A 24,126-nucleotide genomic window follows, 5' to 3' on the forward strand; every position below is an offset into this window, starting at 1 on the left:
TCTGTCCGAGTCTTTTGCCGGCAGGCCCGCTCCCACGGCTGTTGCAGGAGCGGGCCGGCCCGCGGCGGCCATTACAGCGGTGCCAGCTCGACGTGCTGATCCGTGCCCCTGCTCACCTGCAAGCGGCGCATCTGCTCGCAGCCCCACAACACCCGCTCGGGAGTCGCCGGTGCATCGATCTGGGGCTGGTGACGGTAGTCGCCGAGGCTGGCCACCGCGTCCTTGATCGCGCACCAGGCGGCGATACCGAGCATGAACGGCGGTTCGCCCACGGCCTTGGAGTGGAACACCGTGTCTTCCGGGTTCTTGCGGTTTTCCACCAGCTTGACCCGCAGGTCCGCAGGCATGTCCGCCACCGCCGGGATCTTGTAGCTGGCCGGGCCGCAGGTCATCAGCTTGCCCTTGGCGTTCCACACCAGCTCCTCGGTGGTCAGCCAGCCCATGCCCTGGATGTAGCCGCCCTCGACCTGGCCGATGTCGATGGCCGGGTTCAGCGAGGCGCCGACGTCATGCAGGATGTCGGTGCGCAGCATCTTGTACTCGCCGGTCAGGGTATCGACGATCACTTCGGCACAGGCGGCGCCGAAGGCGTAGTAGTAGAACGGCCGGCCCCGGGCCTGGGCGCGGTCGTAGTAGATCTTCGGGGTCTTGTAGAAGCCGGTGCTGGACAGCGACACCTGGGCGAAATAGGCCTGCTGGATCAGTTCCTCGAAGGTCAGGATTTGCTCGCGAACCCGCACGTGGCCGTTGTGGAACTCCACGTCTTCCTCGCTGACCTGATACTTGCGCGCGGCGAATTCCACCAGGCGGTTCTTGATGGTCTGCGCGGCATTCTGCGCGGCCTTGCCGTTGAGGTCGGCGCCACTGGACGCGGCGGTGGGCGAGGTGTTGGGCACCTTGTCGGTGTTGGTGGCGGTGATCTGTACCCGCCCGATGTCCACCTGGAACACTTCGGCCACCACTTGCGCCACCTTGGTGTTCAGGCCCTGGCCCATTTCCGTGCCGCCGTGGTTCAGGTGGATGCTGCCGTCGGTGTAGACGTGGATCAGCGCTCCGGCCTGATTGAGGAAGCTGGCGGTGAAGGAGATGCCGAACTTCACCGGGGTCAGCGCCAGGCCCTTTTTCAGGATCGGGCTATTGGCGTTGTACAGGCGGATGGCTTCGCGGCGTTCCGCGTACTGGCTGCTGGCTTCCAGTTCGGCGGTCATTTCCTCGAGCATGTTGTGCTCGACGGTCTGGTAGTAGTGGGTGACGTTGCGTTCGGTCTTGCCGTAGTAGTTGGCCTTGCGCACCGCCAGCGGGTCCAGGTGCAGGTGGCGGGCGATGGCGTCCATCACTTCCTCGATGGCGACCATGCCTTGCGGGCCGCCGAAGCCGCGGTAGGCGGTGTTTGACGCGGTGTTGGTCTTGCAGCGATGGCCGTTGATGGTGGCGTCGCCCAGGTAGTAGGCGTTGTCGGCGTGAAACATCGCCCGGTCGACGATGGACGCCGAGAGGTCCGGCGAGCAGCCGCAGTTGCCGGCCAGTTCCAGCTGGATGCCGTGCAGGCGCCCGTGGCTGTCGAAGCCCACGTCGTATTCGATGTAGAAGGGGTGGCGCTTGCCGGTCATCAGCATGTCTTCGACCCGCGGCAGGCGCATCTTGGTCGGCTGGCCGGTGAGGCGGGCAATCACCGCGCACAGGCAGGCGGGGCTGGCGGCCTGGGTTTCCTTGCCACCGAAACCACCGCCCATGCGACGCATGTCGACCACGATCTTGTTCATCGACACGTCGAGCACTTCCGCCACCAGCTTCTGTACTTCGGTGGGGTTCTGGGTCGAGCAGTAGACGATCATGCCGCCGTCCTCGGTGGGCATGACCGAGGAAATCTGGGTTTCCAGGTAGAAATGCTCCTGGCCGCCGATATGCAGGGTGCCCTGGATACGGTGTTCGGCGCTGGCCAGGGCGCCGGCCGAGTCGCCGCGCTGATGGGTGTGGCTGTCCAGCACGAAGTGGCGCTTGCGCAGGGCTTCCACCACATCCAGTACCGGCTCCAGGTCCTCGTACTCGATGATCGCGGCCATGGCCGCCTTGCGCGCGGTTTCCAGGTCACGGGCGGCAACCGCCAGCACCGGCTGACCGACGAACTGCACGGTATCGATGGCCAGCAGCGGGTCGCCGGGCAGCAGCGGACCGATGTCCTTGAGGCCGGGAATGTCTTCGTGGGTTATGGCGATGCGCACGCCCTCGAAGGCGTAGCAGGGGCCGGTGTCGATGCTGATGACCTTGGCGTGAGCCCGGTCAGACAGCCGCGCGTAGACGTGCAACTGATTGGGGAATTCCAGGCGGTCATCGATGTACACGGCCTCACCGGACACGTGCTTGTCGGCACTGTCGTGCTTGACGCTGCGGCCGACGCCGGTGCTCAGGTCCTGTTGAAACAGGGCGGTCAGTTCGGCTTGAGTCTTCTCGACCTTGTGATGATTAGACATGAGCGGTCACCCGGGTTTCGATGTGCGGTGTTTGCAGTTCGATGAAGTATTTGCGCAGCAGGTTCTGTGCGCTCAACAGGCGGTATTCCTTGCTTGCTCGAAAGTCCGAAAGCGGTGTGAAATCCTGCGCCAGCGCGGCACAGGCGCGTTCGACCGTGGTCTGGTTCCAGGGCGCGCCCAGCAGCGCCGCTTCACAGCTACGGGCGCGCTTGGGAATGGCCGCCATGCCGCCGAAGGCGATGCGCGCATCGCTGACCACGCCGTTGTCGATGCGCAGGTTGAAGGCGGCGCAGACCGCGGAAATATCATCGTCCAGGCGCTTGGACACCTTGTAGGCGCGGAACAGTCGCTCGGCGCTGGCCCGGGGCACGATGATCTTCTCGATGAATTCGCTTTCCTGGCGGGCGGTGACCCGGTAGTCGATGAAATAGTCTTCCAGGGCCAGGGTGCGCCGCACTTCGCCCTTGCACAGAACGATCTGCGCGCCGAGGGCAATCAGCAGCGGCGGCGAGTCGCCGATGGGCGAGGCGTTGCCGATATTGCCGCCCAGGGTGCCCTGGTTGCGGATCTGCAGCGAGGCGAAGCGTTGCAGCAATTCGCCGAAGTCCGGGTATTCGGCACACAAGGCGTCGTAGCAGTCGGTGAGGGCGGTGGCGGCGCCGATTTCCAGACGATCGTCAAAGCGTTCGATGCGCTTCATCTCGGCAATGTTGCCGACGTAGATCATCACCGGCAGGGTGCGGTGGAACTGGGTCACTTCCAGGGCCAGGTCGGTGCCGCCGGCCAGCAACCGCGCTTGTGGATAGGCGTCGTAGAGGTCGGCCAGGTCGGCTACGGTCAACGGCACCAGGCAGCGCTTGTCGCCGCTGTTGAGCTCGCCGGTGTCCTTGGGGGCGATGGCCTTGAGGCGGCTGATGGTCTCGGCCTGGTGCGCGTCGAACTGGTCGCTCTGCCCGCCGCAGCAGGCCTGCTCGGCGGCAGCGAGGATCGGCCGGTAGCCGGTGCAGCGGCACAGGTTGCCGGCCAGGGCTTCATGGGCCTTGTGGGCGTCGGGCTGGCTGCTGTTTTTTTGCAGGGCGAACAGCGACATGACGAAGCCCGGGGTACAGAAGCCGCATTGCGAGCCGTGGCAGTCGACCATGGCCTGCTGCACGCTGTGCAGTTGCCCCTGGTGCTTGAGGCCCTCGACGCTGATCAGTTGCTTGCCGTGCAGGGAGGAGACGAAGGTCAGGCACGAGTTGAGGCTGCGATAGCGGATGCTTTCGCGGCCTTGCGCATCCGTCTGCAACTCGCCCACCACCACGGTGCAGGCGCCGCAGTCGCCGCTGGCGCAGCCTTCCTTGGTGCCGGATTTGCCCAGGTGCTCGCGCAGGTAGTTGAGCACGGTGAGGTTCGGGTCCAGGGCGTGCTCGCTACGGAGTTCCTGGTTGAATAAAAACTGGATCACGGAAGGCCTCGCAGACTCTTTATTGTTGTTAAGCGAACTGAGCCGAATTTAGTCATGTCTGACTTTTCGGTCAATGATTTTCTGACTTTCAGGTCAGGAATTTTCCATGCTCAACATTCCAAGTATGAACGGCATTCGAGAAACCCCTTGATTGACATCCTTCTGCTTGTTTCATGCCAAATTCCCCTGTCGAGGCACTCCGCGATGATGTAGCAATTGCGCTACACTTCGCCGCTTGTGCCGTTTAAAGATTTTGAAGGAAAACCATGACGTTCAAGGCGCCGGACAGCCTCGCCGAGCAGATTGCTCACCACCTCGCCGAACGTATCATTCGCGGGGATCTCAAGCCTGGGGAGCGTATTCAGGAACAGAAGGTCACCTTGGCCCTCAATGTCAGCCGTGGTTCGGTCCGCGAGGCCTTGCTGATTCTCGAGCGTCGCCATCTGATCGCCATCCTGCCGCGTCGCGGCGCGCATGTGACCGAGCTCACCGAGCACAAGGTCCGCAGCCTGTGCACCCTGATGAGCGAGCTGTACATCCTGCTGGGCAATTCCGTGGCCAGCGGCTGGGTGCAGCAGAGCGACATGGCGCCGTTCCTGCAGATCCAGCAGCGTCTGGAGAGTGCCTACGAGCGCCAGGACATCCGCGCCTTCGTTGAAGACAGCTTCAGCGTGATGCGGGCGGCCTATCCCTTTGCTAACAACCCGTACCTGCAGGAAACCGTCGAGAACCTGCAGCCGGCGATGAGCCGGGCCTATTACCTGGCACTGGAGCAGCGCAAGGCTTCGATGAGCGAGTACCTGGCGCTGTTCGAACAGTTGCTGGCTGCGGTACTGGCTCGTGATCTGCCGGAGATCCGCCAGGTGTTGACGGCCTACGCCCAGCGCAGCAGCGATCTGGTGGTGTCTGCGTTGGCGGATGCGTAAACGTGCGACTCAAGTGCATCAAGCTGGCGGGATTCAAGTCCTTCGTCGATCCGACCACGGTGAACTTCCCCAGTAACATGGCGGCGGTGGTCGGGCCCAATGGCTGCGGCAAGTCGAACATCATCGACGCCGTGCGCTGGGTGATGGGCGAGAGTTCGGCGAAGAACCTGCGCGGCGAGTCGATGACCGACGTCATCTTCAACGGCTCCACCAGCCGCAAGCCGGTGAGCCAGGCCAGCATCGAACTGGTGTTCGACAACTCCGACGGCACCCTGGTGGGGGAGTACGCGGCCTATGCGGAAATCTCCATCCGCCGCAAGGTGACCCGCGACAGCCAGAACAGCTATTTCCTCAACGGCGCCAAGTGCCGCCGTCGGGACATCACCGATATCTTCCTTGGCACCGGCCTGGGGCCGCGCAGCTACTCGATCATCGAGCAGGGCATGATCTCCAAGCTGATCGAGGCCAAGCCCGAGGACCTGCGCAACTTCATCGAAGAAGCCGCAGGGATCTCCAAGTACAAGGAGCGTCGGCGCGAAACGGAAAACCGCATCCGCCGCACCCACGAGAACCTCGCCCGTCTGACCGACCTGCGCGAAGAGCTGGAGCGCCAGCTCGAACGCTTGCATCGCCAGGCCCAGGCCGCCGAGAAGTATCAGGAATACAAGGCCGAGGAGCGTCAGCTCAAGGCGCAGCTGTCGGCCCTGCGCTGGCAGGCATTGAATGAGCAGGTGGGCCAGCGCGAGTCGGTGATCGGCAGCCAGGAAGTCAGCTTCGAGGCGCTGGTGGCCGAGCAGCGCAACGCCGATGCCGCCATTGAGCGCTTTCGCGATGGGCATCACGAACTGTCCGAACGCTTCAATCTGGTGCAGGGGCGCTTCTATTCGGTGGGCGGCGATATCGCCCGGGTCGAGCAGAGCATCCAGCATGGGCAGCAGCGTCTGCGGCAGTTGCAGGACGACCTCAAGGAAGCCGAGCGCGCGCGCCTGGAGACCGAGTCCCACCTGGGCCACGACCGCACCTTGCTGGCGACCCTGGGGGAAGAGCTGGCCATGCTCGAACCCGAGCAGGAAGTCACCGCCGCCGCTGCCGAGGAGGCGGCCGCGACCCTGGAAGAAGCCGAAACCACCATGCACGGCTGGCAGGAGCAGTGGGACGCCTTCAACCTGAGTTCCGCCGAGCCGCGACGCCAGGCTGAAGTGCAGCAGTCGCGCATCCAGCAGCTCGAAGGCAGCATGGAGCGCCTGTCCGAGCGTCAGCGGCGTCTGGCCGAGGAGCGCGAGCTGCTCTCGGCGGACCCGGAAGATGCGGCGATTCTCGAACTCAACGAGCAACTGGCCGCCAGCGAAGCGACCCTGGAAGACCTGCAGGCCAGCGAAGAGTCACAGGTCGAGCGCCTGGAACAGCTGCGTCAGCAATTGCAGCAGGCCACCCAGGCTCAGCAGCAGGCCCAGGGTGAACTGCAGCGGCTCAATGGTCGCCTGGCTTCCCTGGAGGCCTTGCAGCAAGCGGCACTCGACCCGGGCACCGGTACCGCGCAATGGTTGCGCGAGCAGCAGTTGGCCGAGCGTCCGCGCCTGGCCGATGGCATGCACGTGGAACCGGGTTGGGAACTGGCGGTGGAAACCGTGCTAGGCGCCGATCTGCAAGCGGTGTTGGTGGACGATTTTTCCGGTATCGATCTGGCCGGTTTTCAGCAGGGCGATCTGCGTCTGCTGAGCCTGCAAGGGGATGTTTCGCGCATGCCTGGCAGCCTGCTGGACAAGGTTGAATCCCAGGTCGATCTGGCGCCCTGGCTGGGCCAGGTCAAGCCGGTGGACAGCCTGGAACAGGCCCTGGCCTTGCGTGGGCAACTGAGTGCCGGACAGAGTCTGATCAGCCGTGATGGCTACTGGGTTGGCCGGCATTTTTTGCGGGTGCGTCGCGCCAGCGAAGCGGAAAGTGGCGTGTTGGCGCGGGGCCAGGAAATCCAGCAACTGACTCTGGAGCGCGATGAGCGCGAAGCCAGTGTCGAGGCCCTGGAAAGCCAGTTGCTCAACCTGCGGGCCCAGCAGCGTCAGCAGGAGAACGGTCGTGAACATCTGCGCCGCCTGTTGCAGGACGAAGCCCGCCAGCAGGGTGAATTGAAAGCCAAGCTGTCCGCCGGCAAGGCCAAGGCCGAACAACTGAACCTGCGGCGCACCCGTCTTGATGAAGAACTGGTCGAGCTGGGTGAGCAGCGTGAGCTGGAGCACGAACAGGTCGGCGAGGCGCGCCTGCAGTTGCAGGAAGCCCTCGACAGCATGGCCCTGGATACCGAGCAGCGTGAGCTGCTGCTGGCCCAGCGCGACAGCCTGCGCGAGCGCCTTGATCGGGTGCGCCAGGAGGCGCGCCAGCACAAGGATCACGCTCATCAACTGGCAGTCCGCATGGGCTCCCTCAAGGCCCAGCACGATTCCACTCGTCAGGCTCTGGAGCGCCTGGAGTTGCAATCCGAGCGCCTGACCGAAAAGCGCGAGCAGCTCAGCCTCAATCTGGAGGAGGGGGAGGCGCCTCTGGAGGAGTTGCGTCTCAAGCTCGAAGAGCTGCTGGAAAAGCGCATGACCGTGGATGTCGAACTCAAGACTGCGCAGATCGCCCTGGAAGATGCCGACCGCGAGCTGCGTGACGCCGAGAAGCGCCGCAACCAGGCCGAGCAGCAATCGCAGCTGATTCGCGGCCAGCTGGAACAACAGCGCATGGAGTGGCAAGCCCTGACCGTGCGCCGCAAGACCTTGCAGGAGCAGCTACTGGCTGATGGCTATGACCTCGACGGCGTGCTGGCGACCCTGACCGCAGAAGCCAGCGAACAGGCCGCCGAAGAGGAACTGGAGCGTATTGCCGCGCGGATCCAGCGCCTGGGCGCGATCAACCTCGCGGCCATCGACGAATACCAGCAGCAGTCCGAGCGCAAGCGCTATCTGGATGCCCAGGATGCTGACCTGGTGGAGGCCCTGGAAACCCTGGAAAACGTGATCCGCAAGATCGACAAGGAAACCCGTAATCGCTTCAAAGATACCTTTGATCAGATCAACGGCGGTCTGCAGGCACTCTTTCCAAAAGTTTTCGGTGGTGGCAGCGCTTATTTGGAACTGACGGGCGAAGATCTACTCGATACAGGGGTAACGATCATGGCTCGTCCTCCGGGGAAGAAGAACAGCACCATTCATTTGCTCTCGGGTGGCGAAAAGGCATTGACTGCATTGGCCCTGGTATTTGCCATCTTCAAGTTGAATCCGGCGCCGTTCTGCATGCTCGACGAAGTTGACGCCCCGCTGGATGACGCTAACGTTGGACGCTACGCAAGATTGGTTAAAGAAATGTCGCAGACAGTGCAGTTCATCTATATCACCCACAACAAGATCGCTATGGAAATGGCTGATCAGTTAATGGGTGTGACGATGCACGAACCCGGATGTTCGCGCCTGGTAGCCGTGGATGTCGAGGAGGCGATGGCGATGGTGGACGCTTGAGTCCGTGCGACTGAGGCGCTAGTTGGGGGCAAGTCGGGGAATTTTCCCTTTTGCCAACCTGACCAGCCGGCATATTGGCCGTAACCGTTGCGACAGACGGTGTAAAGTTGCCTTTGGTCGTGCTAGTTTAATGTCAATTTTTCCTATGCGTGGGCAAAACGCCATTCAGAACATAGAGTTGGCGCCACGTTTTAAAGCGGTTTGCAGATTGTAAACCCCTTATTTTTCAGCATTTTTCATAGAGGCACGGGATTACATGGAAATCGGTCTGCGCGAGTGGCTGATCGTCATCGGCATTATTGTTATCGCCGGTATTCTTTTTGATGGCTGGCGGCGTATGCGCGGCGGCAAGGGGAAGTTGAAGTTCCGTCTTGATCGAAGTCTGTCCAACCTGCCGGATGACGAAGGCAGTGCCGAACTCCTGGGTCCGCCCCGGGTGCTGGATACTCATAAAGAGCCACAACTGGACGAGCATGACCTGCCGTCGGTGAGCATGCCGGCCCGCGAGCCTCGGGAGAGTTCGTCTTCCAAGCGCGGCAAGCGTGGCGGCGAGCCTCACCAGGGCGACCTCAACCTGGATCTGGACCTGGACAACGGCCCAAGCTTCAGCAGTCGCGACGATGACTTCCCGGCTGAGGAAGGCAACAAGGCGGCCAGTCACGGCGACAAAGAGCAGCCGCAAGCCGAAGAGGTGCTGGTGATCAGCGTGATCTGCCGTGATGCCGCCGGTTTCAAGGGCCCGGCGTTGCTGCAGAACATCCTCGAAAGCGGCCTGCGGTTTGGCGAGATGGATATTTTCCATCGTCACGAAAGCATGGCAGGCAACGGTGAAGTGCTGTTCTCCATGGCCAACGCCGTCAAGCCGGGGGTGTTCGACCTGGACGATATCGACCACTTCAGCACCCCGGCAGTGAGCTTCTTCCTCGGCTTGCCAGGCCCGCGTCACCCGAAACAGGCGTTCGATGTGATGGTGGCCGCGGCGCGCAAGCTGTCCCAGGAGCTCAATGGCGAGCTCAAGGATGATCAGCGCAGCGTTCTGACTGCCCAGACCATCGAGCACTACCGTCAGCGCATCGTCGAGTTCGAACGTCGCGCTCTGACCCAAAAGCGCTAAGCTTCAACAGCCAGCTCCTTCCTCAGGAGCTGGCTTGTACAGGCGCTGGCTTGCCAGCGAGGCCCACGCCCCCCATTTCAGATCGAGCAGCCTAGGCTGCTCTTTTGCTTTATGAGAGAACCCCATGACCGCCGCTGAAACCCGCATTCTTGAGCTGCGCGCCGAGCTGGATCAACACAACTACCGCTACCACGTACTGGACGAACCGAGCATTCCGGACGCCGAGTACGACCGCCTGTACCACGAGCTCAAGGCCCTGGAGGCCGAGCATCCAGAGCTGGTCACCAGCGATTCTCCAACCCAGCGGGTCGGCAGTGCGGCGCTCTCGGCCTTCACCCAGGTACGCCATGAGATCCCCATGCTCAGCCTGGGCAACGCCTTCGAAGAAGTCGACATGCGCGAATTCGATCGTCGGGTCGTCGAGGGGCTGGACCTGCCGGCGGGCGACCTGTTCGGTGCTGGCGCCGCAGTGGAGTACAGCTGCGAGCCCAAGCTCGATGGCCTGGCGGTGAGCCTGTTGTACCAGGACGGCGTGCTGGTGCGCGGTGCCACCCGTGGCGACGGCACCACGGGCGAAGACATCAGTGTCAACGTACGTACCGTGCGCAACATCCCGCTCAAGCTGCAAGGCAGCGGTTGGCCGGCGACCCTGGAAGTGCGGGGTGAGGTCTTCATGTCCAAGGCCGGCTTCGAGCGATTGAACGAGGCGCAACTGGCTTCGGGCGGCAAGACCTTCGCCAACCCGCGCAACGCCGCTGCGGGCAGCCTGCGTCAGCTGGACTCGAAGATCACCGCCAGTCGGCCCCTGGAATTCTGCTGCTACGGTCTGGGCCAGGTCAGCGCCGACATCGCCGACACCCACATCGGCAATCTGCAGCAGCTCAAGCAGTGGGGGTTGCCCATCAGCCGCGAGTTGCGTCTGGCCAAGGGCATCGACGAGTGCCTGGATTACTACCGTGAAATCGGCGACCGCCGCAACGCGCTGGCCTATGAAATCGACGGCGTGGTGTTCAAGGTCAACAGCATCGCCTCCCAGCGCGAGCTGGGCTTCCGTGCCCGCGAGCCGCGCTGGGCTATTGCCCACAAGTTTCCGGCCATGGAAGAGCTGACCGAGCTGCTGGATGTGGAGTTCCAGGTCGGCCGCACCGGTGCGGTTACCCCGGTAGCCCGTCTGAAGCCGGTGAAAGTGGCGGGCGTGACGGTGTCCAACGCCACCTTGCACAACATGGATGAAGTGGCGCGGCTGGGGCTGATGATCGGCGACACGGTGATCATCCGCCGTGCCGGCGATGTGATCCCGCAAGTGGTGCAGGTGGTCGTCGAGCGCCGTCCGCAGGACGCCCGGCCGGTGCAGATTCCCGAAAGCTGCCCGGTCTGTGGTTCACATGTCGAGCGCACCCAACTGGTCAAGCGCAGCAAGGGGCGGGAAACCGTGAGCGAGGGCGCGGTGTATCGCTGTGTCGGTCGCCTGGCCTGCGGCGCCCAGCTCAAGCAGGCGATCATTCACTTTGTCTCCCGTCGCGCCATGGACATCGAAGGCCTGGGGGACAAGACCATCGAGCAACTGGTGGACGAACAGCTCATTGCTTCGCCCGCGGATCTTTACCAGCTCAAGTACGAACAGATCATCGACCTGGAAGGCTTCGCCGAAGTCTCCAGCAACAAGCTGCTCAAGGCCATCGAGGACAGCAAGCGTCCGGCCCTGGCACGGTTCATCTATGCCCTGGGCATTCCCGATGTCGGCGAGGAAACGGCCAAGGTCCTGGCGCGCTCCCTGGGCACCCTGGAGCGTGTCCAGCAGGCCTTGCCGCAGGTCCTGACCTACCTGCCGGATGTGGGGCTGGAGGTGGCTCACGAGATCCACAGCTTTTTCCAGGACAGCCATAACCGCCAGGTGATCGGTGCCTTGCTGGCCGCGGACCAATGTGGCCTGCAGCTGCAGGATCAGGGCGAGCTCGGGGCCGAGTTCGCCGCCAGTACCACCCTGGGCGGCATGCTCGACAAGCTCAATATCCCCTCGGTGGGCCCAGGAGCCGCGCAGAAGCTGGCGGACAAGTTCGGCTCCCTGCAGGGCGTGATCGACGCGGACTGGCTGGACATGCGCCAGGCCTTGCCGGAGAAGCAGGCCAAGGCGGTGCGCGAGTTCTTCGACAACCCGGCCAATGCCCAATTGGCCCGGGCCATTGAAGACCAGCTCACGGCGTTTGGCATGCACTGGCTGAGTGAGAAGAAAGTGGTCGAAGGCCTGCCTCTGGCTGGCAAGACCTGGGTGCTCACCGGCTCGTTGGAGCTGATGAGTCGCGATGTGGCCAAGGAAAAGCTGGAAAGCCTGGGGGCCAAGGTGGCAGGGTCCGTGTCGGCGAAAACCCACTGCGTGGTGGCAGGACCCGGCGCCGGCTCCAAGCTGGCCAAGGCCAATGAGCTGGGGCTCAAGGTTCTGGACGAAGCTGCCTTCGTGGCCTTTCTCAGTGAGCATGGCGTCCCCCTCCCTGCGTGATGCGTGGCCGCCGACCTGCCAGTGATGGCAAACCGGCCGGCGGGCTCCTGCCGGGCCGAGGGAACGATGGGGCCGCCAGGATGATCTAGTCTTGGCAGGCCCCACGGAGGATGCGCCATGTACCGTTTCTTCGAGCAGCTCAGTTCCCGCATCGCCGCGCCCTTTGTCGGTGATCGTTCACGCAGCGGCAAGCTCTGGGCCTGTCGCTGCGGGCAGTCGCTGTTCTTTCGCAACAGCCAATGCCTGGCCTGTGCGGCCGTGCTCGGTTATGCGCCGCAATTGGGCAGCTTGTCTTCCCTGCGGCCGGGACCTGTGGCGCAAACCTGGGTGCTCGATGCCAGGCCCGAGGCCGGCGCGTTCAAGCGCTGCGCCAATCTGCATACGGCGGCGGCCTGTAACTGGCTGCTGCCCGCGCACCTGACGGGCAGCCTGTGCATCGCCTGCCGCTTGAATCGCACCATTCCCGACCTGTCCGTCCCCGAGAACCCTGAGCGCTGGCGCAAGGTGGAAATCGCCAAGCGTCGCCTGGTGGCGCAGTTGCTTGCCCTGGGGCTGCAACTGCTGCCCAAGAGTGACGATGAAGAGCGGGGCCTGGCCTTCGATTTTATCGGTGTCGATCTCCAGGGCAGGGCGCCCATGACCGGGCACGCCGGTGGCCTGATCACCCTGGATATCAAGGAGGCCGACGATGCCCATCGCGAACAGGTGCGAACGCAGATGCGTGAGCCCTATCGCACCCTGCTCGGGCACTTCCGACATGAAGTGGGGCACTACTATTGGGATCGGCTGATTGCCGACAGCCCCTGGCTGCAGCCGTTTCGCCGCCTGTTCGGCGATGAGCGCGGCAGCTATGCCCAGGCCCTGGAGCGCCACTATCAGCAAGGCGCACCGAGTGATTGGCAGCAAAGCCACATCAGCGCCTACGCCACCATGCATCCCTGGGAAGACTGGGCGGAAACCTGGGCTCACTACCTGCACATGATGGACGCGGTGGATACGGCCCTGGGCTTTGGCATGAGTGCCCGAGACGTCGATCTCGATTACCAGCCGTTTCCCCTGAGCAGTCTTTACGACCCGCAGCATCCCGGCGGTCCGGCGTTCCTGGCCTTCGTCAATGCCTGGATCGAACTGGCGGGCATGCTCAATGAACTGTCCCGCAGCATGGGACAGCCGGATTTCTATCCCTTTATCCTGCCGCCGGCGGTGATCGGCAAATTGCACTTCATCCACCTGGTGATCCAGCAGGAAGGCGGTCGCGCCGAAGAAGTGTTGTCCCTGGATGGATGATCCCCCCCGTCCCGTAGGAGCGAGCTTGCCAGGGCGATGTACCTGATCCGGCGCGGCGCCTGCCCCGTGAACCGGCGTGCTTCGGCGGTAGCGGCGGTTGGATGGCGCTTGTATCCCCGAACACATCCAAGTGCTTGAAGCTCATCGGATTTTTTAATCTGCAACGAGCGGTTGTAAGTTCGACTCAGATAGGTACAATGGCGCGGCTCGCCGACAGGCGAACGTCGTTATGGTGACCCCATCGGTCCCCCCGCAACGATTACCCGTGAACCTGGTCAGATCCGGAAGGAAGCAGCCACAGCGGGAACATTGTGTGCCGGGGTGTGGCTGGTGGGGTTGCCTCCAATCTTTCAAGCGATTGATTCTTAACGGTTTTTCACCCTTTGCCACGCGGTGGTACAAGGCGTGAGACAGCCGTGTCGATTTCTCCTCTTCTATCTGTTGTTGTCCCGCAAGCCGGTCTAAGGCGGGCGAATCGTCGTGCGTCTCGCGTTCCTCATGAATACTCCGGCGGCGTAGCTGTGGTACGCCAATGCCTATCGCGGTTAAGCTCTCGCGCTTTTTCTACCAGGGACGGAGTGCCAATGGCGCTGACCAGTAAAATCTGTGCTTACGAGAATCACTGGCCTGCGGCCTTCAGTGCCGAGCGAGCCCGCATCGTCCAGGGCTTCGGCGACGAGCTGATGGCTGTTCATCACGTGGGCAGCACGGCTGTTCCGGGGCTGGCGGCCAAGCCGGAAATCGATCTTTTGCTGGTGGTCGTGGAGCATCGGGATGAGGCGGCGCGCAATGCCTTCATGGCGACCCTGGGCTATGTCCGAGGCAGCAATCTATCCCCGGGGCATCACTTTTACCGCCGCGATGTCGAGGGCGTGCGCACCCATAAAGTGCATGTCTGCATCTGTGGTCATGAGCAGATCGGGCGCATGCTGGTTTTTCGCGATCTGCTGCGGCAAGACAGCGATTTGCGCCAGCAATACCAGGATCTGAAGCTGGCGCTTGAAGCCGACAATCGCGGGGGGATTGGCGAGTATCTCGCGCAGAAGGCTCCCTTCATCGATGCCGTGATGGCGCGCCAGGGCTAGATCGCGGCGCGCAACTCTCGGGGCGACAGCCCGTAATGCTTGCGAAAGCGCACGGCAAAGCGAGAAGCCGAGGCGTAGCCGCTGGCTGCGGCGATTTCGCCGATTGGGCGTGGCGTGGTTTGCAGCCATTGCAGGGCCATGCCCAGCCTGACGTTTTCGAGAATGTTGCTGAAGCTGTCGTTCTCGTTCGCCAGCTGGCGGCGCAATGTCGAAGCCCCGAGGTTCAGGCGCTCGGCGACGCAGGCGACGGTCCAGTCCCGCGCCGGATTGCTCATGAGGACCTGCTGCACCCGTTCGCACAGTGGGTCGTGACGGTCCAGCAACAAAGGGCCGGCCCAGCCGCCAAGGGCCAGGGCCAGCAGCACCGCCTCGCCGTAGTGGTTGCGCAGGGCATCCGGCGCATCGCTGGCGATGCATTGCAGGAGGTTGTCCCAGGTCTGGGCCGTGTGTCGCTCCAGGGGGACGCACAGGTCTGCGCCGCTGCGTCCGGGGCGGGCGACGATCTGTGGGTGGTAGCGCAGGCTGAACGCGCGCAAGGCCGGGGCGGGGAAGGTCACGACATCGGCGATGTAGTGGCCTTGCGCCCCTGGAGAGTTGCTGATGCCCACTTCGCGCCCGGCCGGCAGCAGGATCAGGTGCTGGCCGCCCACGCGCATTTCGCGATCGTCCCAGGCCATGCGTTTTTCGCCCTGGCGCACCCGGCACAGGGCGCTGACGAAAATCGGTACTCGTTGCAGGGCGTGGGCTTGCCTGGCACGGATGACGCAAGCGTCGATACGGCTTTCGTGATGCTGCAGGCCAGCCGGTGCGTTCATCGTCAGCGTCCGTAGGTGGCGGTCAGTGTGGTCTTGGCCAGTGCGTTGGCGTTGAGCATGTAGCCCACCATCGCTCCGCTGGCCTGGGTGTCGAGGGGCAGTTTATCCACCTTCAGCGCCCAGACGGTGAACTGGTAACGATGAGGTTTGTCGCCCGTTGGCGGGCAAGCGCCACCAAAGCCGGGTTGGCCGTAATCGGTGCGTCCCTGGACGGCTCCCGGCGGCAGCAGTTCGCCGCTGGGGCTGCCGGCGCCCCTGGGCAGGCCCTGGGTGGTGCTGGGGAGGTTGACCAGGGTCCAGTGCCACCAGCCGCTGCCGGTGGGGGCGTCCGGATCATAGACGGTGATGGCAAAGCTGCGGGTGCCCGGCGGAGCATTTTTCCAGGACAGTTCAGGAGAGGTGTTGTCTCCTTTGCAGCCGAAGCCGCGGAATACTTCCCGTTGACTCAAGGGCTGGCCATCGCGGATGTCGTGACTGCTGATGCTGAACTCGGCGGCTTGGGCGCCAAGGCTCAGGCTCAAGGACAGTGCGCTAAGAAAAAGGCGGTTGTTCATGGCGGGTTGGTCTGGCTGGTGGGAATGAAGGGCCAGTCTATGGGCGGGCAGACCCGGGTGCTGTGCCGTGGCGCTCGAGGATTGTGCCGAAACGCTCGCTGGTTCGACGAGGCGGCCGTCATGCTCCCAGATGCTCCTGCAACAGCCGGGCAAACGCATCCCGCGCGTTATGTCGCTGTACGTCCTGATGCCAGACGAAGCGGTTGTCCACCGGTAGCAGGTCGCTAAAACGCTGGATGTTCAGGGTCGCCGACTGTGCATAGCGTTCCAATACGCCCTCCGGAATCAGCGACACGCCGGCCCCGACACTGACGCAGCCGATGATGGTGCCCCAGCTGGCGTACCCGGTAATGGGCAGGTTCAGGCCGTGCCTGGCCAGCCAGTTCTCCAGGGCGCGGCGATAGGGGCAGCCCTGCGGCCACATGAACAGGTTTTGCCCCAGCAGATCGCTGGCGCTGTGGATGGGAGCGCTGCCGGCACTGGAAATCAGTACCAGGGGCTCGTGGTAGAGCACTGTTTGCTTGAGCCTGGGTGGCAAGGTGTCGATGGCCACCAAGGCGCCGTCGATGCGCTGGTGTTGCAGCTCTGTAAAGAGCTGCGACCAGGTGCCGGTCACCAGTTCCACGCTCACCTTGGGGTAGCGTCGGTGATATTGCGCCAGCAGCGGTGGCAGGCGCCCGCCAGCACAGGACTCGATGGCGCCCAGGCGCAGCAGGCCGCTGGGCTCTGCCTGGTCGTCCACCGCGCGCTTGGCCTCATCGACCAGCGCCAGAATGCGTTCGCTGTAGCCTAAGAATATTTCTCCAGCGGCGCTGATCTTCAGGCCGCGCCCGACCCGGGTGAACAGCGGGGTGCCCAGTTCGCTTTCCAGCTGCTTGAGGCGGTTGGTGATGTTGGAGGGCACGCAATGCAGTTGTTCGGCGGCGCGGGCGATGCTGCCGGTGCGGGCCACGGCGTTCAGCATTTTCAGTTGGCTCAGTTCCATTGCTCATTTCCAGTGAGGAATGGCCTCAGTATCGGTCAGTTGTGGTGAGTTGTGGAGGGCGAGAGACTGGGTTTCCTCTCTCTGTCCGGGCGCCTGTGCCGTGAAACATTCATCAGGATTCAAACTGTTGCTGGCTACCGCTGCGGTGATTTTGTGCTGGGCCTATTCGCCGGTGGGCATTCACATTGGCCTTGAGGGCTACAGTCCCGGGCATCTGGCGTTGTTGCGTTTCCTGGTTGCCTCGCTGTTGATGGCCGCGATGGCTGTGGTGCTGAAAATATCCCTGCCACGTTGGCGCGATTTGCCCGGGCTGCTGGTGCTGGGGTTCTTTGCCATCGCCCTGCATCACGTCAGCCTCAATTATGGTCAGCAGGGCTTGAGTGCCGGCGCTTCCAGCGTGCTGGCACAGACGGCGCCGTTATTTGGCACGCTGATCGCCTGCTTCTGGCTCAGGGAGGCGGTCAGTGCCTGGCGCTGGGGCTGCGTGGTGCTGGGGTTGTTTGGTGCCGTGCTGGTGGTTGTGGCCGACAAGGGGCTGGGGTCGATCGAGCCCCGCGGGTTGCTGGTGTTGCTGGCGGCTTTTTCCTGGGGGCTGTACTTCGTCTTGCAGCGGCGTCTGTCCGGGCGTTACGGGGTGCTGACCACCGTGTGCTACATGGTCTGGGGCGGCACCTTGTTGTTGTCGGTGTATGCGCCGGGATTGGCGCGGGAGGTCGTCCAGGCGCCGTGGCGGGTGAATCTGGCGGTGCTGTTGCTGGGGCTGTTTCCCAGTGCGCTGGCGTATCTGGCCTGGGCCTATGTGCTGGCGCGGGTGGAGGTCAGTCGGGCGTCGATGGCCCTGTACCTGATACCGCCAGTGGCGATGTTGCTGGCGGCGACGGTGCTGGGGGAGGTGGTGCAGTCTGCCGTGCTGCTGGGGGCGGCGGTGGTGCTGGGTAGCGTGATGGCGATGCAGTTGGAGGGGCGCTGGCGGCAATGGCGTCTCGGGCGATCGAGGATCCTGCCTGGGCTGGAGCGGGGTGGGCGGGTGAAGCTGGGTGATTCGTGAGGTGCAACGCCCCGTCAGGCAGGGGCGTTGCGCTCGGGGATCAGCCTTTTTTCTTGAACAGCCGGCCGACGAATGCGGCCAGGGCGAGGACGCCGATGACAATGAATTTCTTGCCGGCCAGGAGCAGTACCCCCAGCTTGGCAAACAACCCGGCCTTGCTGGCCAGGCCCCCGGCCACCAGCGCGGCCAGACCGTAGGACGCCAGCTTGTCGGTGCTTGGGTTGTAGTCGGCGTAGCGGTTGCCGTCGGTGAAGTTGGTGAAGGCCAGCACCTTGGGGATCTCGCGCTTGATGGTGGCCAGGTCGTCCATGGAGGCGACCGCATTGAGCTCCAGCACGCCTTCGCGACCCAGCACGCGGATGCTGTAGTTCAGGGTGTTGCTCTCGGCGCCTTCGGCCTTGAGTTCGCGGGCCCAGTACATTTTGTGGGTCTGGGCGTCATAGCTGGGCTGCTCGGCCCAGCCCAGCAGGTGGATGGCGCCATAGCCCTGTTCCTTGCGCTGCTTGTTGTCTTGCTCGTCGGCTTCCTGCATTTGCTTGAGCAGGTCCTGATAGTCGATCTTCGCCGCGTCGTCGTCGGAGATGTGCCCATCATTCTTGTAGCTGATGATCACGCCCCAGCCTTCGGCGGACAGCGGGCTGACGGCGCTGGGCACGATCATGCCCAGGGTGGTGAAGCCGGGCGGGTTGCCCCAGCCTTCGGTGAGCAGTTTCTCGGTGTCCTTGGGGTTGAGGTAGTAAAACTCCTGGCTCAGGTCGAGGCTGGCGATATCCCCGGGCAGCTTGACCTGGCCATGGCGTGGCGAGAGCGAGGCGAGAAACTGTTCGGCTGTCTGGGGTTCGCTGTCCTTGCCTTGGCTCGGTGTGGCGGCGCAGGCAAAGAATGGCGTGGCACAGAGGATGGCCATCGCCAGTAATAGACGCAGGTACTTCATCGTATTCCCTTACAAATTGTGACAAGTCGGCGGGGAGGATAGCGATGAGTGCCTGGAGGCTCAATGAGACGTTTCTATTTATTTCAAAACAGGAGCGAGGAGGGCGCTGGTGGCAGCGCCGCTCTCTCTGTGGGGTGGTGACGCAGGCAAGTTCAGTTGGCGCTGAGATAGAGCACGCGCAGGCGGTGTCCGTCCGGATCGAGGGCCAGCAGGGTGTAGCCGAAATCCATCTGGGTGGGTGGCTGGGCGATGGTCAGGCCCAGGCTCTGCCAGTGGCGGTGCAGGTCGTCCACGGCTTCGCGGCTGTCCAAGGCCCAGCCTAGTTCGCCGCCACCGCCGGTCGCCTGGGCGCTGGGCTCGACCGTGTGGCGCGACCACAGGCCGAGTTTGATCCCCGAGTCGAGGATGAACAGCGCGAAGGTGGGGGAGGATTCCACCGGTTGCTTGTCCAGCAGGCGACTGTAGAACTGCGCGCTGATGGCCGGGCTGTCTACATAAAGCAGGAAGTAGGTGTTGCTGGTCATGACGACTCCAAAGGGCTGTGTGCTGTGGGCACAAGCTTATGTGCCGGGTCTGTCAGATCCTGTCAGGAGTCGTGAATGGACAAAGAGGCCGGCTTGTCGGGTTCGATAAGCAGGCCTCTTCCGATTGATTTGTTGCGGGGCTCAAGGCTTGGACAAGGCCTGGTCTACCGCTGCTATCAGCTTTCCCAGATCCTTAGGGGTGGCTTTGTGAATGACACCGAACAAATAAGCCCGCTGTTCCTCTTCATCGCCCAGATCGGCGAAGAAGGCTTTCAGCTTCACTCCCAGTACTTCGGCTAGCAGAAATAGAGCTTCAACGCTGGGAGTGTAGGTGCCGGTTTCGAAGCGGCTGATGGTTTTTGGGTCAAAACCGGTTTTTTCACCTAGTTCAGCCTGAGTAAGCCCCGCTACCTTTCGATAACGCTTGATGGCTGCACCCAAACTTGAAATTTGCATCGCTCAATTCCCATTTAGAATCAAGAACTTAACGATAAATATTGGCATTAGACAACACCATGGTTCATCACCTTGCTTTGCAAAATGTGATGCATTTCGTAGAATCGGCGCTTCGGACAGGTATTTGGTGATCTAGTTTCAGCAGGCAGGTTTATGAAACAAGAAATCATTGCATTTCCCTTGTTCACCTAAACCGAGGGCTTGGCAGAGGCTCGAACGTCTCGTAAATCCCGCCAACGCTCCGTCCGCCGTCCCCACCTGACGCCTTATCTGATCCTAGTTGATCCTCGTCGAATCGACGGTCATCTGCCGCGCAAACCGCTGTACGGCTGCAATCAGGGCGAACCTTCCGATTGAGTCGTACCGCCAGGAAAGTACATCGCGAATCAGCCTGCTGCCGGCCTCCCGGTACTGTTGATCGCAGGCTGTCTATGGAGTTCTAAAGTGCGTCTCAATTTGCCGGTCAACTCTGTTGAGCAGACCTTTCCCGACCAGCAGCGGCTCATATCCGCCACCGATACCAGCAGCCATATCACCTATTGCAATGCCGAGTTCGCTGCAATGAGCGGTTTCAGCCAGGCCGAACTGATCGGCAGCACCCACAACCTGGTGCGCCACCCGGACATGCCTGCGGCGGTGTTCGAGTCGATGTGGAGGTATCTGAAGGCCGGTCAGAGCTGGATGGGGGTGGTGAAGAACCGCTGCAAGAACGGCAATTTCTATTGGGTCAGCGCCTATGTCACGCCGATTCTGGAGGACGGGCGACTGGTGGGCTACGAGTCGGTCCGGGTCAAGCCGACCCGGGAGCAGGTCAGTCGTGCCGAAGCCTTGTATGCCCGCATGCGCGCCAACAAGTCGCCGGTCAGCGCTTGGCGTCGGCTGGAGGCCGGAGCCCGGCCATTGCTGTTGCCGGCGGCCCTGGCAGTGGCGTGCCTGGGCGCGTTCAGCTGGCTGCCAACGCTCGCGGCCCAGGGCCTGACCGTCGCCGGTTTCATCGCCGTCGGACTGTCGGCCCAGCGCCGTTTGCGACAGCAGCTCAAGCACATCCTCAGCAGCACCCCGAATACCTTCGCCGATCCGATCTGTGCCCTGGCCTACAGCGAAGCGCTGGGGCCGGCGGGGCAATTACAGATGATCCTGATCAGTGAGGAGGCGCGGCTGAAAACTGCCCTGACGCGCCTCAGCGATCTGGCCCGGCAGATGGCCACGGCTGCCACCGACTCCAGCCAGCTGTCCAGCCGCACCGAGACCGCCCTGCTGGAGCAGAGGGCCGAGACCGACATGACGGCCGCCGCCATGACCCAGATGGCCGCCTCGATCACCGAGGTTGCCGAGCACGTGCAGCACACCGCCAGCGAGGCTCACACCGCCAACCTCCTGGCCCGGGAAGGCAGCCAGGTGGCGGGTTCTTCCCGGGATGCCATCCAGTTGCTGGCTCGCACGGTCACCCAGATCAACCAGGCGGTGGGCGACCTGGCCGGGCAGACCCAGGACATCATGGTGGCGGCGAGCATGATCCAGGCGATTGCCGACCAGACCAACCTGCTGGCCCTGAACGCTGCCATCGAAGCCGCACGAGCCGGCGAGCAGGGACGGGGGTTTGCCGTGGTAGCCGATGAAGTGCGGGCCCTGGCGGGCAAGACCCGGCAATCGACCCAGCAGATCCAGGGCATCATCCAGAGCCTGCGGGCCGGTGCCGACGAGGCGGTGCAGATCGCCAACCTCGGCATCGAAGAGGCGGAGCAGGGTGTGCAGCAGGTGTTGCAGGCGCAACAGGCCCTGCATGGCATCGGCGCTGCGGTGGAGCGCATCACCGACATGAGCCAGCAGATGGCGGCGGCCTCCCAGGAGCAATCCCATGTGGCCGAGTCGGTGTCCGAACAGATCAACCGCGTCGCCGCCACGGTGCAGCGCACCGCCAATAACGCCAGCGCCGGGGTGGTCCGCGGCACCGAGCTGGAAAACATCTCTTCCGGGCTGCGTGCCCTGGTCGAGCGGTTCAACCGCTAGCGACAGTGATCTCGACTCATGGATGAGAAATATCGCAGGGCCGTCGATGCCGCCGCCATCTTCTCCGAGACTGATCTCGGCGGCAGCATCACCTATGTCAATGACCTATTCTGCCAGATCTCGGGCTACAGCCGGGATGAGCTGATCGGGGCCAACCACCGGATGCTCAGCTCGGGGCTGCACCCGCCGGAGTTCTTCAACGAGCTGTGGCAGACCATCTCCCAGGGCCGGGTGTGGAAGGGCGAGATCTGTAACCGGGCCAAGGATGGCAGCCTGTACTGGGTCGACAGCACCATGGTGCCCCTGATGGATCAGCGTTCCGGCAAGGTGATGCGCTACGTGTCGATTCGCTTCGATGTCAGCGAAAAGCGCCAGTTGCTGCATTCGCTGCAATGGCGGGTCGGACATGACGTGCTCACCGGCCTGCCCAACCGGGCCTTTCTTTCCGACCTGTTGCATCAGGCCCTGGAGTTCTCCCGCCGTGAGGACATCCCCCTGGCGGTGTGCATGCTTGACCTCGATGGCTTCAAGGCCGTCAACGATGGCTACGGGCACGCCTGTGGCGATTTGCTGCTGGTGGAAGTGGCGGCGCGTCTGCGTTCGATCATTCGTGGCGACGATGTGGTGGCGCGTCTGGCCGGCGACGAGTTCGTGCTGATCCTGCGCTATGTGCGCGACATGCTGGAGCTGCGTGCGGCGTTGCAACGGGTGCTGGCCACCATCTCCCAGCCCTATTCGATCCAGGGCAAGGACATCAATGTCTTTGCCAGCATCGGCGTGACCCTGTTTCCCAACGATAACCACGACGCCGACACCCTGCTGCGCCATGCCGATCAGGCCATGTACGTGGCCAAGCAGAGCGGGCGCAACCGTTTCCATCTGTTCGATGTGTTGCGGGATCGTGAGGTCATGGTCACCTACCAGACCGTCGAACAGGTGCGCCAGGCGCTGAACGCCGGTGAGTTGCAGCTGTACTTCCAGCCCAAGGTCAACATGCGCAGCGGCGCGGTGGTGGGCTTCGAGGCGATGCTGCGCTGGCAGCACCCGCAACGGGGCATGCTCGGCTCCCACGAGTTTCTGCCTCAGGTGGAGGAGACTGACCTGATCGTCGATATTGGCGAATGGGTCATGGATCAGGTGATGACGCGCCTGCAGGACTGGCAGGCGGCAGGCCATGGCTGGTCGGTGAGCCTGAACGTCGCGGCCCGGCATTTCCAGCGCCCGGATTTTGTCGAGCGGCTCAAGGAGATGCTCGAACGATACCCGCAGGTTTCGCCGGTGTTGCTGGAGCTGGAGATTGTTGAGTCGGCGGCCATCGAGAACATCCAGCGGGTCAGCGATTGCCTCGATGCCTGTCAGGCCCTGGGCGTGCAGTTCTCCCTGGGGCACTTCGGCACCGGGCATTCGTCCCTCAGTTACCTCAAGCGCCTGCGCACCCAGACCATCAAGATCGATCGTCTGTTTGTCCGCGACATGCTGCACGACCAGGACGATCAGGCGCTGATCCAGGCCCTGATAGGGCTGGCCCGGGCCTTTGGTCGGCAAGTGGTGGCCGAGGGCCTGGAAAGCCTGGCCCACGGAGAGCGCTTGATGGAGCTGGGGTGCGAGGTGGCTCAGGGCGACTTCATCGCCGAGCCCATGCCGGCCGATGCGGTGCTGCAGTGGGTGGGCGCTTTCCAGCCCCCGCAGGCATGGCGCCAGGGCGAAGTTCAGGGCGCGGCGGCGTCGTAGGTGCTGGCGCTGGAGGGCGGTTCGACGTAGCGCTGGACGATGGCGTCGATTTCCCCGGACATTTTCATCTGCAGCAGGGCGCGCAGGATGCGCCGGGCCGGCACCGCCGGGTCGTTACGCACGTAGCAGCTCACGGCCTGCTCCTGCAGCAGGGCGACGCGGTACAGCGGTTTGCCGGAGGCCTGGGTCTGGTTGAACCAGTCCAGGGTCCATTGGCTGGCGATTGCGTAGTGATAGCGCCCGACCTGGAGTTTTTGCAGGACCTGCTCCTCGTTGCGCGCATCGTCACGAATCAGCCGGGCACTGTCGAACAGCGCTTGCAGGGAGGTGTAGGTGTAGCTCAGCACGGTGCCAATGTGCTGGGTGGGCAAGTCCTGGGGATTGAGCGGTGTCGGATGCGGGCGGTCGCTCACCAGCAGGTTGCGTTGCACGAACAGCGGCACGCTCCACAGATAGTCCCCGGACAGGTTCGGCAGCCAGGCCTGGGCGGCGAAGCAGCGTACGTCCACCTCGCCCTGGGCCATGGCGTTCTGTACCCGGGCCCGGGCCAGGACGTGAAACTCGGCGCGGGTACCCAGGTGGCGGGCCAGGCTGTTCATGGTGTCGTAAAGGATGCCGGCGGTGGGTTGCTCGTCCTCGATCTCGATGGTCGGCATGGCCCAGCTGTCGGCAATCACAAAGCGCAAAGGCGCTTCGGCGGCTTCCAGGCTGGCGCTCAACAGCAGCAGGGCGCCCCAAGTCAAACGCATAC

Annotated in this window: 18 protein-coding genes and 1 other RNA gene; 10 read left to right on the forward strand and 9 right to left on the reverse strand. The window is 63.1% G+C overall.

The window, feature by feature from the left end; all coding sequences use genetic code 11:
* Positions 1 to 71: 71 nt before the first annotated feature.
* Complete coding sequence (xdhB, locus tag POS17_RS09425; RefSeq protein WP_060838308.1) at positions 72 to 2,471, reverse strand: xanthine dehydrogenase molybdopterin binding subunit; 2,400 nt, start codon at positions 2,469 to 2,471, stop codon at positions 72 to 74.
* Positions 2,464 to 3,918 carry a xanthine dehydrogenase small subunit gene (gene xdhA, locus POS17_RS09430; RefSeq protein ID WP_060838309.1) on the reverse strand — a complete coding sequence of 485 codons (1,455 nt, stop codon included), beginning with the start codon at positions 3,916 to 3,918 and terminating at the stop codon, positions 2,464 to 2,466. The genes xdhB and xdhA overlap by 8 nt, the downstream gene beginning before the upstream one ends.
* 266 nt (positions 3,919 to 4,184) lie before the next feature.
* Between xdhA and POS17_RS09435 the strand changes: the two genes are divergently transcribed.
* From POS17_RS09435 to POS17_RS09465, 7 genes are all read left to right on the forward strand, one after another.
* On the forward strand, positions 4,185 to 4,844 hold the full coding sequence (locus tag POS17_RS09435; RefSeq protein WP_060838310.1) for a GntR family transcriptional regulator: 660 nt from the start codon (positions 4,185 to 4,187) through the stop codon (positions 4,842 to 4,844).
* A gap of 2 nt (positions 4,845 to 4,846) precedes the next feature.
* A complete protein-coding gene (smc, locus tag POS17_RS09440; protein WP_060838311.1) occupies positions 4,847 to 8,335 on the forward strand; it encodes a chromosome segregation protein SMC in 3,489 nt (1,162 codons plus the stop codon).
* A gap of 256 nt (positions 8,336 to 8,591) precedes the next feature.
* Positions 8,592 to 9,449 (forward strand): cell division protein ZipA, encoded by an 858-nt coding sequence (zipA, locus tag POS17_RS09445; protein ID WP_060838312.1) that lies wholly within the window; start codon positions 8,592 to 8,594, stop codon positions 9,447 to 9,449.
* Between the two features lie 124 nt (positions 9,450 to 9,573).
* Positions 9,574 to 11,946 carry an NAD-dependent DNA ligase LigA gene (gene ligA / locus POS17_RS09450; RefSeq protein WP_060838313.1) on the forward strand — a complete coding sequence of 791 codons (2,373 nt, stop codon included), beginning with the start codon at positions 9,574 to 9,576 and terminating at the stop codon, positions 11,944 to 11,946.
* A gap of 117 nt (positions 11,947 to 12,063) precedes the next feature.
* On the forward strand, positions 12,064 to 13,233 hold the full coding sequence (locus POS17_RS09455) for a zinc-binding metallopeptidase family protein (protein WP_060838314.1): 1,170 nt from the start codon (positions 12,064 to 12,066) through the stop codon (positions 13,231 to 13,233).
* A 239-nt stretch (positions 13,234 to 13,472) separates the two neighbouring features.
* An RNA gene (gene ffs / locus POS17_RS09460) (signal recognition particle sRNA small type) lies at positions 13,473 to 13,569 on the forward strand.
* A 248-nt stretch (positions 13,570 to 13,817) separates the two neighbouring features.
* A complete protein-coding gene (locus POS17_RS09465) occupies positions 13,818 to 14,318 on the forward strand; it encodes a GrpB family protein (RefSeq protein ID WP_060838315.1) in 501 nt (166 codons plus the stop codon).
* Here the strand turns inward: POS17_RS09465 and POS17_RS09470 are convergent.
* The 3 genes from POS17_RS09470 to POS17_RS09480 all read right to left on the reverse strand — a co-directional run bounded on the left by POS17_RS09470 (position 14,315) and on the right by POS17_RS09480 (position 16,672).
* Positions 14,315 to 15,133 carry a helix-turn-helix transcriptional regulator gene (locus tag POS17_RS09470; RefSeq protein ID WP_060838316.1) on the reverse strand — a complete coding sequence of 273 codons (819 nt, stop codon included), beginning with the start codon at positions 15,131 to 15,133 and terminating at the stop codon, positions 14,315 to 14,317. The two genes, POS17_RS09465 and POS17_RS09470, sit on opposite strands and share 4 nt — an antisense overlap.
* A 2-nt stretch (positions 15,134 to 15,135) precedes the next feature.
* A complete protein-coding gene (locus POS17_RS09475; protein ID WP_060838317.1) occupies positions 15,136 to 15,687 on the reverse strand; it encodes a kinase inhibitor in 552 nt (183 codons plus the stop codon).
* 118 nt (positions 15,688 to 15,805) lie between these two features.
* Positions 15,806 to 16,672 (reverse strand): LysR family transcriptional regulator, encoded by an 867-nt coding sequence (locus tag POS17_RS09480; RefSeq protein WP_060838318.1) that lies wholly within the window; start codon positions 16,670 to 16,672, stop codon positions 15,806 to 15,808.
* A 100-nt stretch (positions 16,673 to 16,772) separates the two neighbouring features.
* Here POS17_RS09480 and POS17_RS09485 point away from each other — a divergent pair, with 100 nt between their 5' ends.
* Entirely contained in the window at positions 16,773 to 17,720 is a 948-nt protein-coding gene (locus POS17_RS09485) for a DMT family transporter (protein WP_060838319.1), read from the forward strand.
* Between the two features lie 40 nt (positions 17,721 to 17,760).
* Here the strand turns inward: POS17_RS09485 and POS17_RS09490 are convergent, their stop codons facing one another.
* From POS17_RS09490 to POS17_RS30790, 3 genes are all read right to left on the reverse strand, one after another.
* Entirely contained in the window at positions 17,761 to 18,654 is an 894-nt protein-coding gene (locus POS17_RS09490; RefSeq protein WP_060838320.1) for a DUF2167 domain-containing protein, read from the reverse strand.
* 152 nt (positions 18,655 to 18,806) lie between these two features.
* Positions 18,807 to 19,178 (reverse strand): VOC family protein, encoded by a 372-nt coding sequence (locus POS17_RS09495; protein WP_060838321.1) that lies wholly within the window; start codon positions 19,176 to 19,178, stop codon positions 18,807 to 18,809.
* A 141-nt stretch (positions 19,179 to 19,319) separates the two neighbouring features.
* Positions 19,320 to 19,634, reverse strand: a complete 315-nt coding sequence (locus POS17_RS30790) for a helix-turn-helix domain-containing protein (RefSeq protein ID WP_011060220.1) — start codon at positions 19,632 to 19,634, stop codon at positions 19,320 to 19,322.
* A gap of 444 nt (positions 19,635 to 20,078) precedes the next feature.
* On the opposite strand from POS17_RS30790, the gene POS17_RS09505 reads away from it, so the two are divergent.
* Positions 20,079 to 21,644, forward strand: coding sequence for a methyl-accepting chemotaxis protein (locus tag POS17_RS09505; RefSeq protein WP_060838323.1), 1,566 nt, complete (start codon positions 20,079 to 20,081; stop codon positions 21,642 to 21,644).
* Positions 21,645 to 21,662: 18 nt separating this feature from the next.
* Positions 21,663 to 23,375, forward strand: a complete 1,713-nt coding sequence (locus tag POS17_RS09510; protein WP_060838324.1) for a putative bifunctional diguanylate cyclase/phosphodiesterase — start codon at positions 21,663 to 21,665, stop codon at positions 23,373 to 23,375.
* Here the strand turns inward: POS17_RS09510 and POS17_RS09515 are convergent.
* On the reverse strand, positions 23,354 to 24,124 hold the full coding sequence (locus tag POS17_RS09515; protein WP_060838325.1) for a substrate-binding periplasmic protein: 771 nt from the start codon (positions 24,122 to 24,124) through the stop codon (positions 23,354 to 23,356). The two genes, POS17_RS09510 and POS17_RS09515, sit on opposite strands and share 22 nt — an antisense overlap.
* Positions 24,125 to 24,126 lie beyond the last annotated feature (2 nt).

Origin of the sequence: Pseudomonas sp. Os17, from assembly GCF_001547895.1 — a bacterium.
In the GTDB taxonomy this organism is placed as follows: Bacteria; Pseudomonadota; Gammaproteobacteria; order Pseudomonadales; family Pseudomonadaceae; genus Aquipseudomonas.

Coding starts and splice junctions, on each gene's coding strand:
- POS17_RS09435 (WP_060838310.1), top strand. CDS start 4,185: ATGACGTTCAAGGCGCCGGACAGCCTCGCCGAGCAGATTGCTCACCAC.
- POS17_RS09490 (WP_060838320.1), bottom strand. CDS start 18,654: ATGAAGTACCTGCGTCTATTACTGGCGATGGCCATCCTCTGTGCCACG.
- POS17_RS09455 (WP_060838314.1), top strand. CDS start 12,064: ATGTACCGTTTCTTCGAGCAGCTCAGTTCCCGCATCGCCGCGCCCTTT.
- POS17_RS09475 (WP_060838317.1), bottom strand. CDS start 15,687: ATGAACAACCGCCTTTTTCTTAGCGCACTGTCCTTGAGCCTGAGCCTT.
- POS17_RS09515 (WP_060838325.1), bottom strand. CDS start 24,124: ATGCGTTTGACTTGGGGCGCCCTGCTGCTGTTGAGCGCCAGCCTGGAA.
- POS17_RS09470 (WP_060838316.1), bottom strand. CDS start 15,133: ATGAACGCACCGGCTGGCCTGCAGCATCACGAAAGCCGTATCGACGCT.
- POS17_RS09495 (WP_060838321.1), bottom strand. CDS start 19,178: ATGACCAGCAACACCTACTTCCTGCTTTATGTAGACAGCCCGGCCATC.
- POS17_RS09465 (WP_060838315.1), top strand. CDS start 13,818: ATGGCGCTGACCAGTAAAATCTGTGCTTACGAGAATCACTGGCCTGCG.
- POS17_RS30790 (WP_011060220.1), bottom strand. CDS start 19,634: ATGCAAATTTCAAGTTTGGGTGCAGCCATCAAGCGTTATCGAAAGGTA.
- POS17_RS09480 (WP_060838318.1), bottom strand. CDS start 16,672: ATGGAACTGAGCCAACTGAAAATGCTGAACGCCGTGGCCCGCACCGGC.
- POS17_RS09510 (WP_060838324.1), top strand. CDS start 21,663: ATGGATGAGAAATATCGCAGGGCCGTCGATGCCGCCGCCATCTTCTCC.
- ligA (WP_060838313.1), top strand. CDS start 9,574: ATGACCGCCGCTGAAACCCGCATTCTTGAGCTGCGCGCCGAGCTGGAT.
- zipA (WP_060838312.1), top strand. CDS start 8,592: ATGGAAATCGGTCTGCGCGAGTGGCTGATCGTCATCGGCATTATTGTT.
- xdhB (WP_060838308.1), bottom strand. CDS start 2,471: ATGTCTAATCATCACAAGGTCGAGAAGACTCAAGCCGAACTGACCGCC.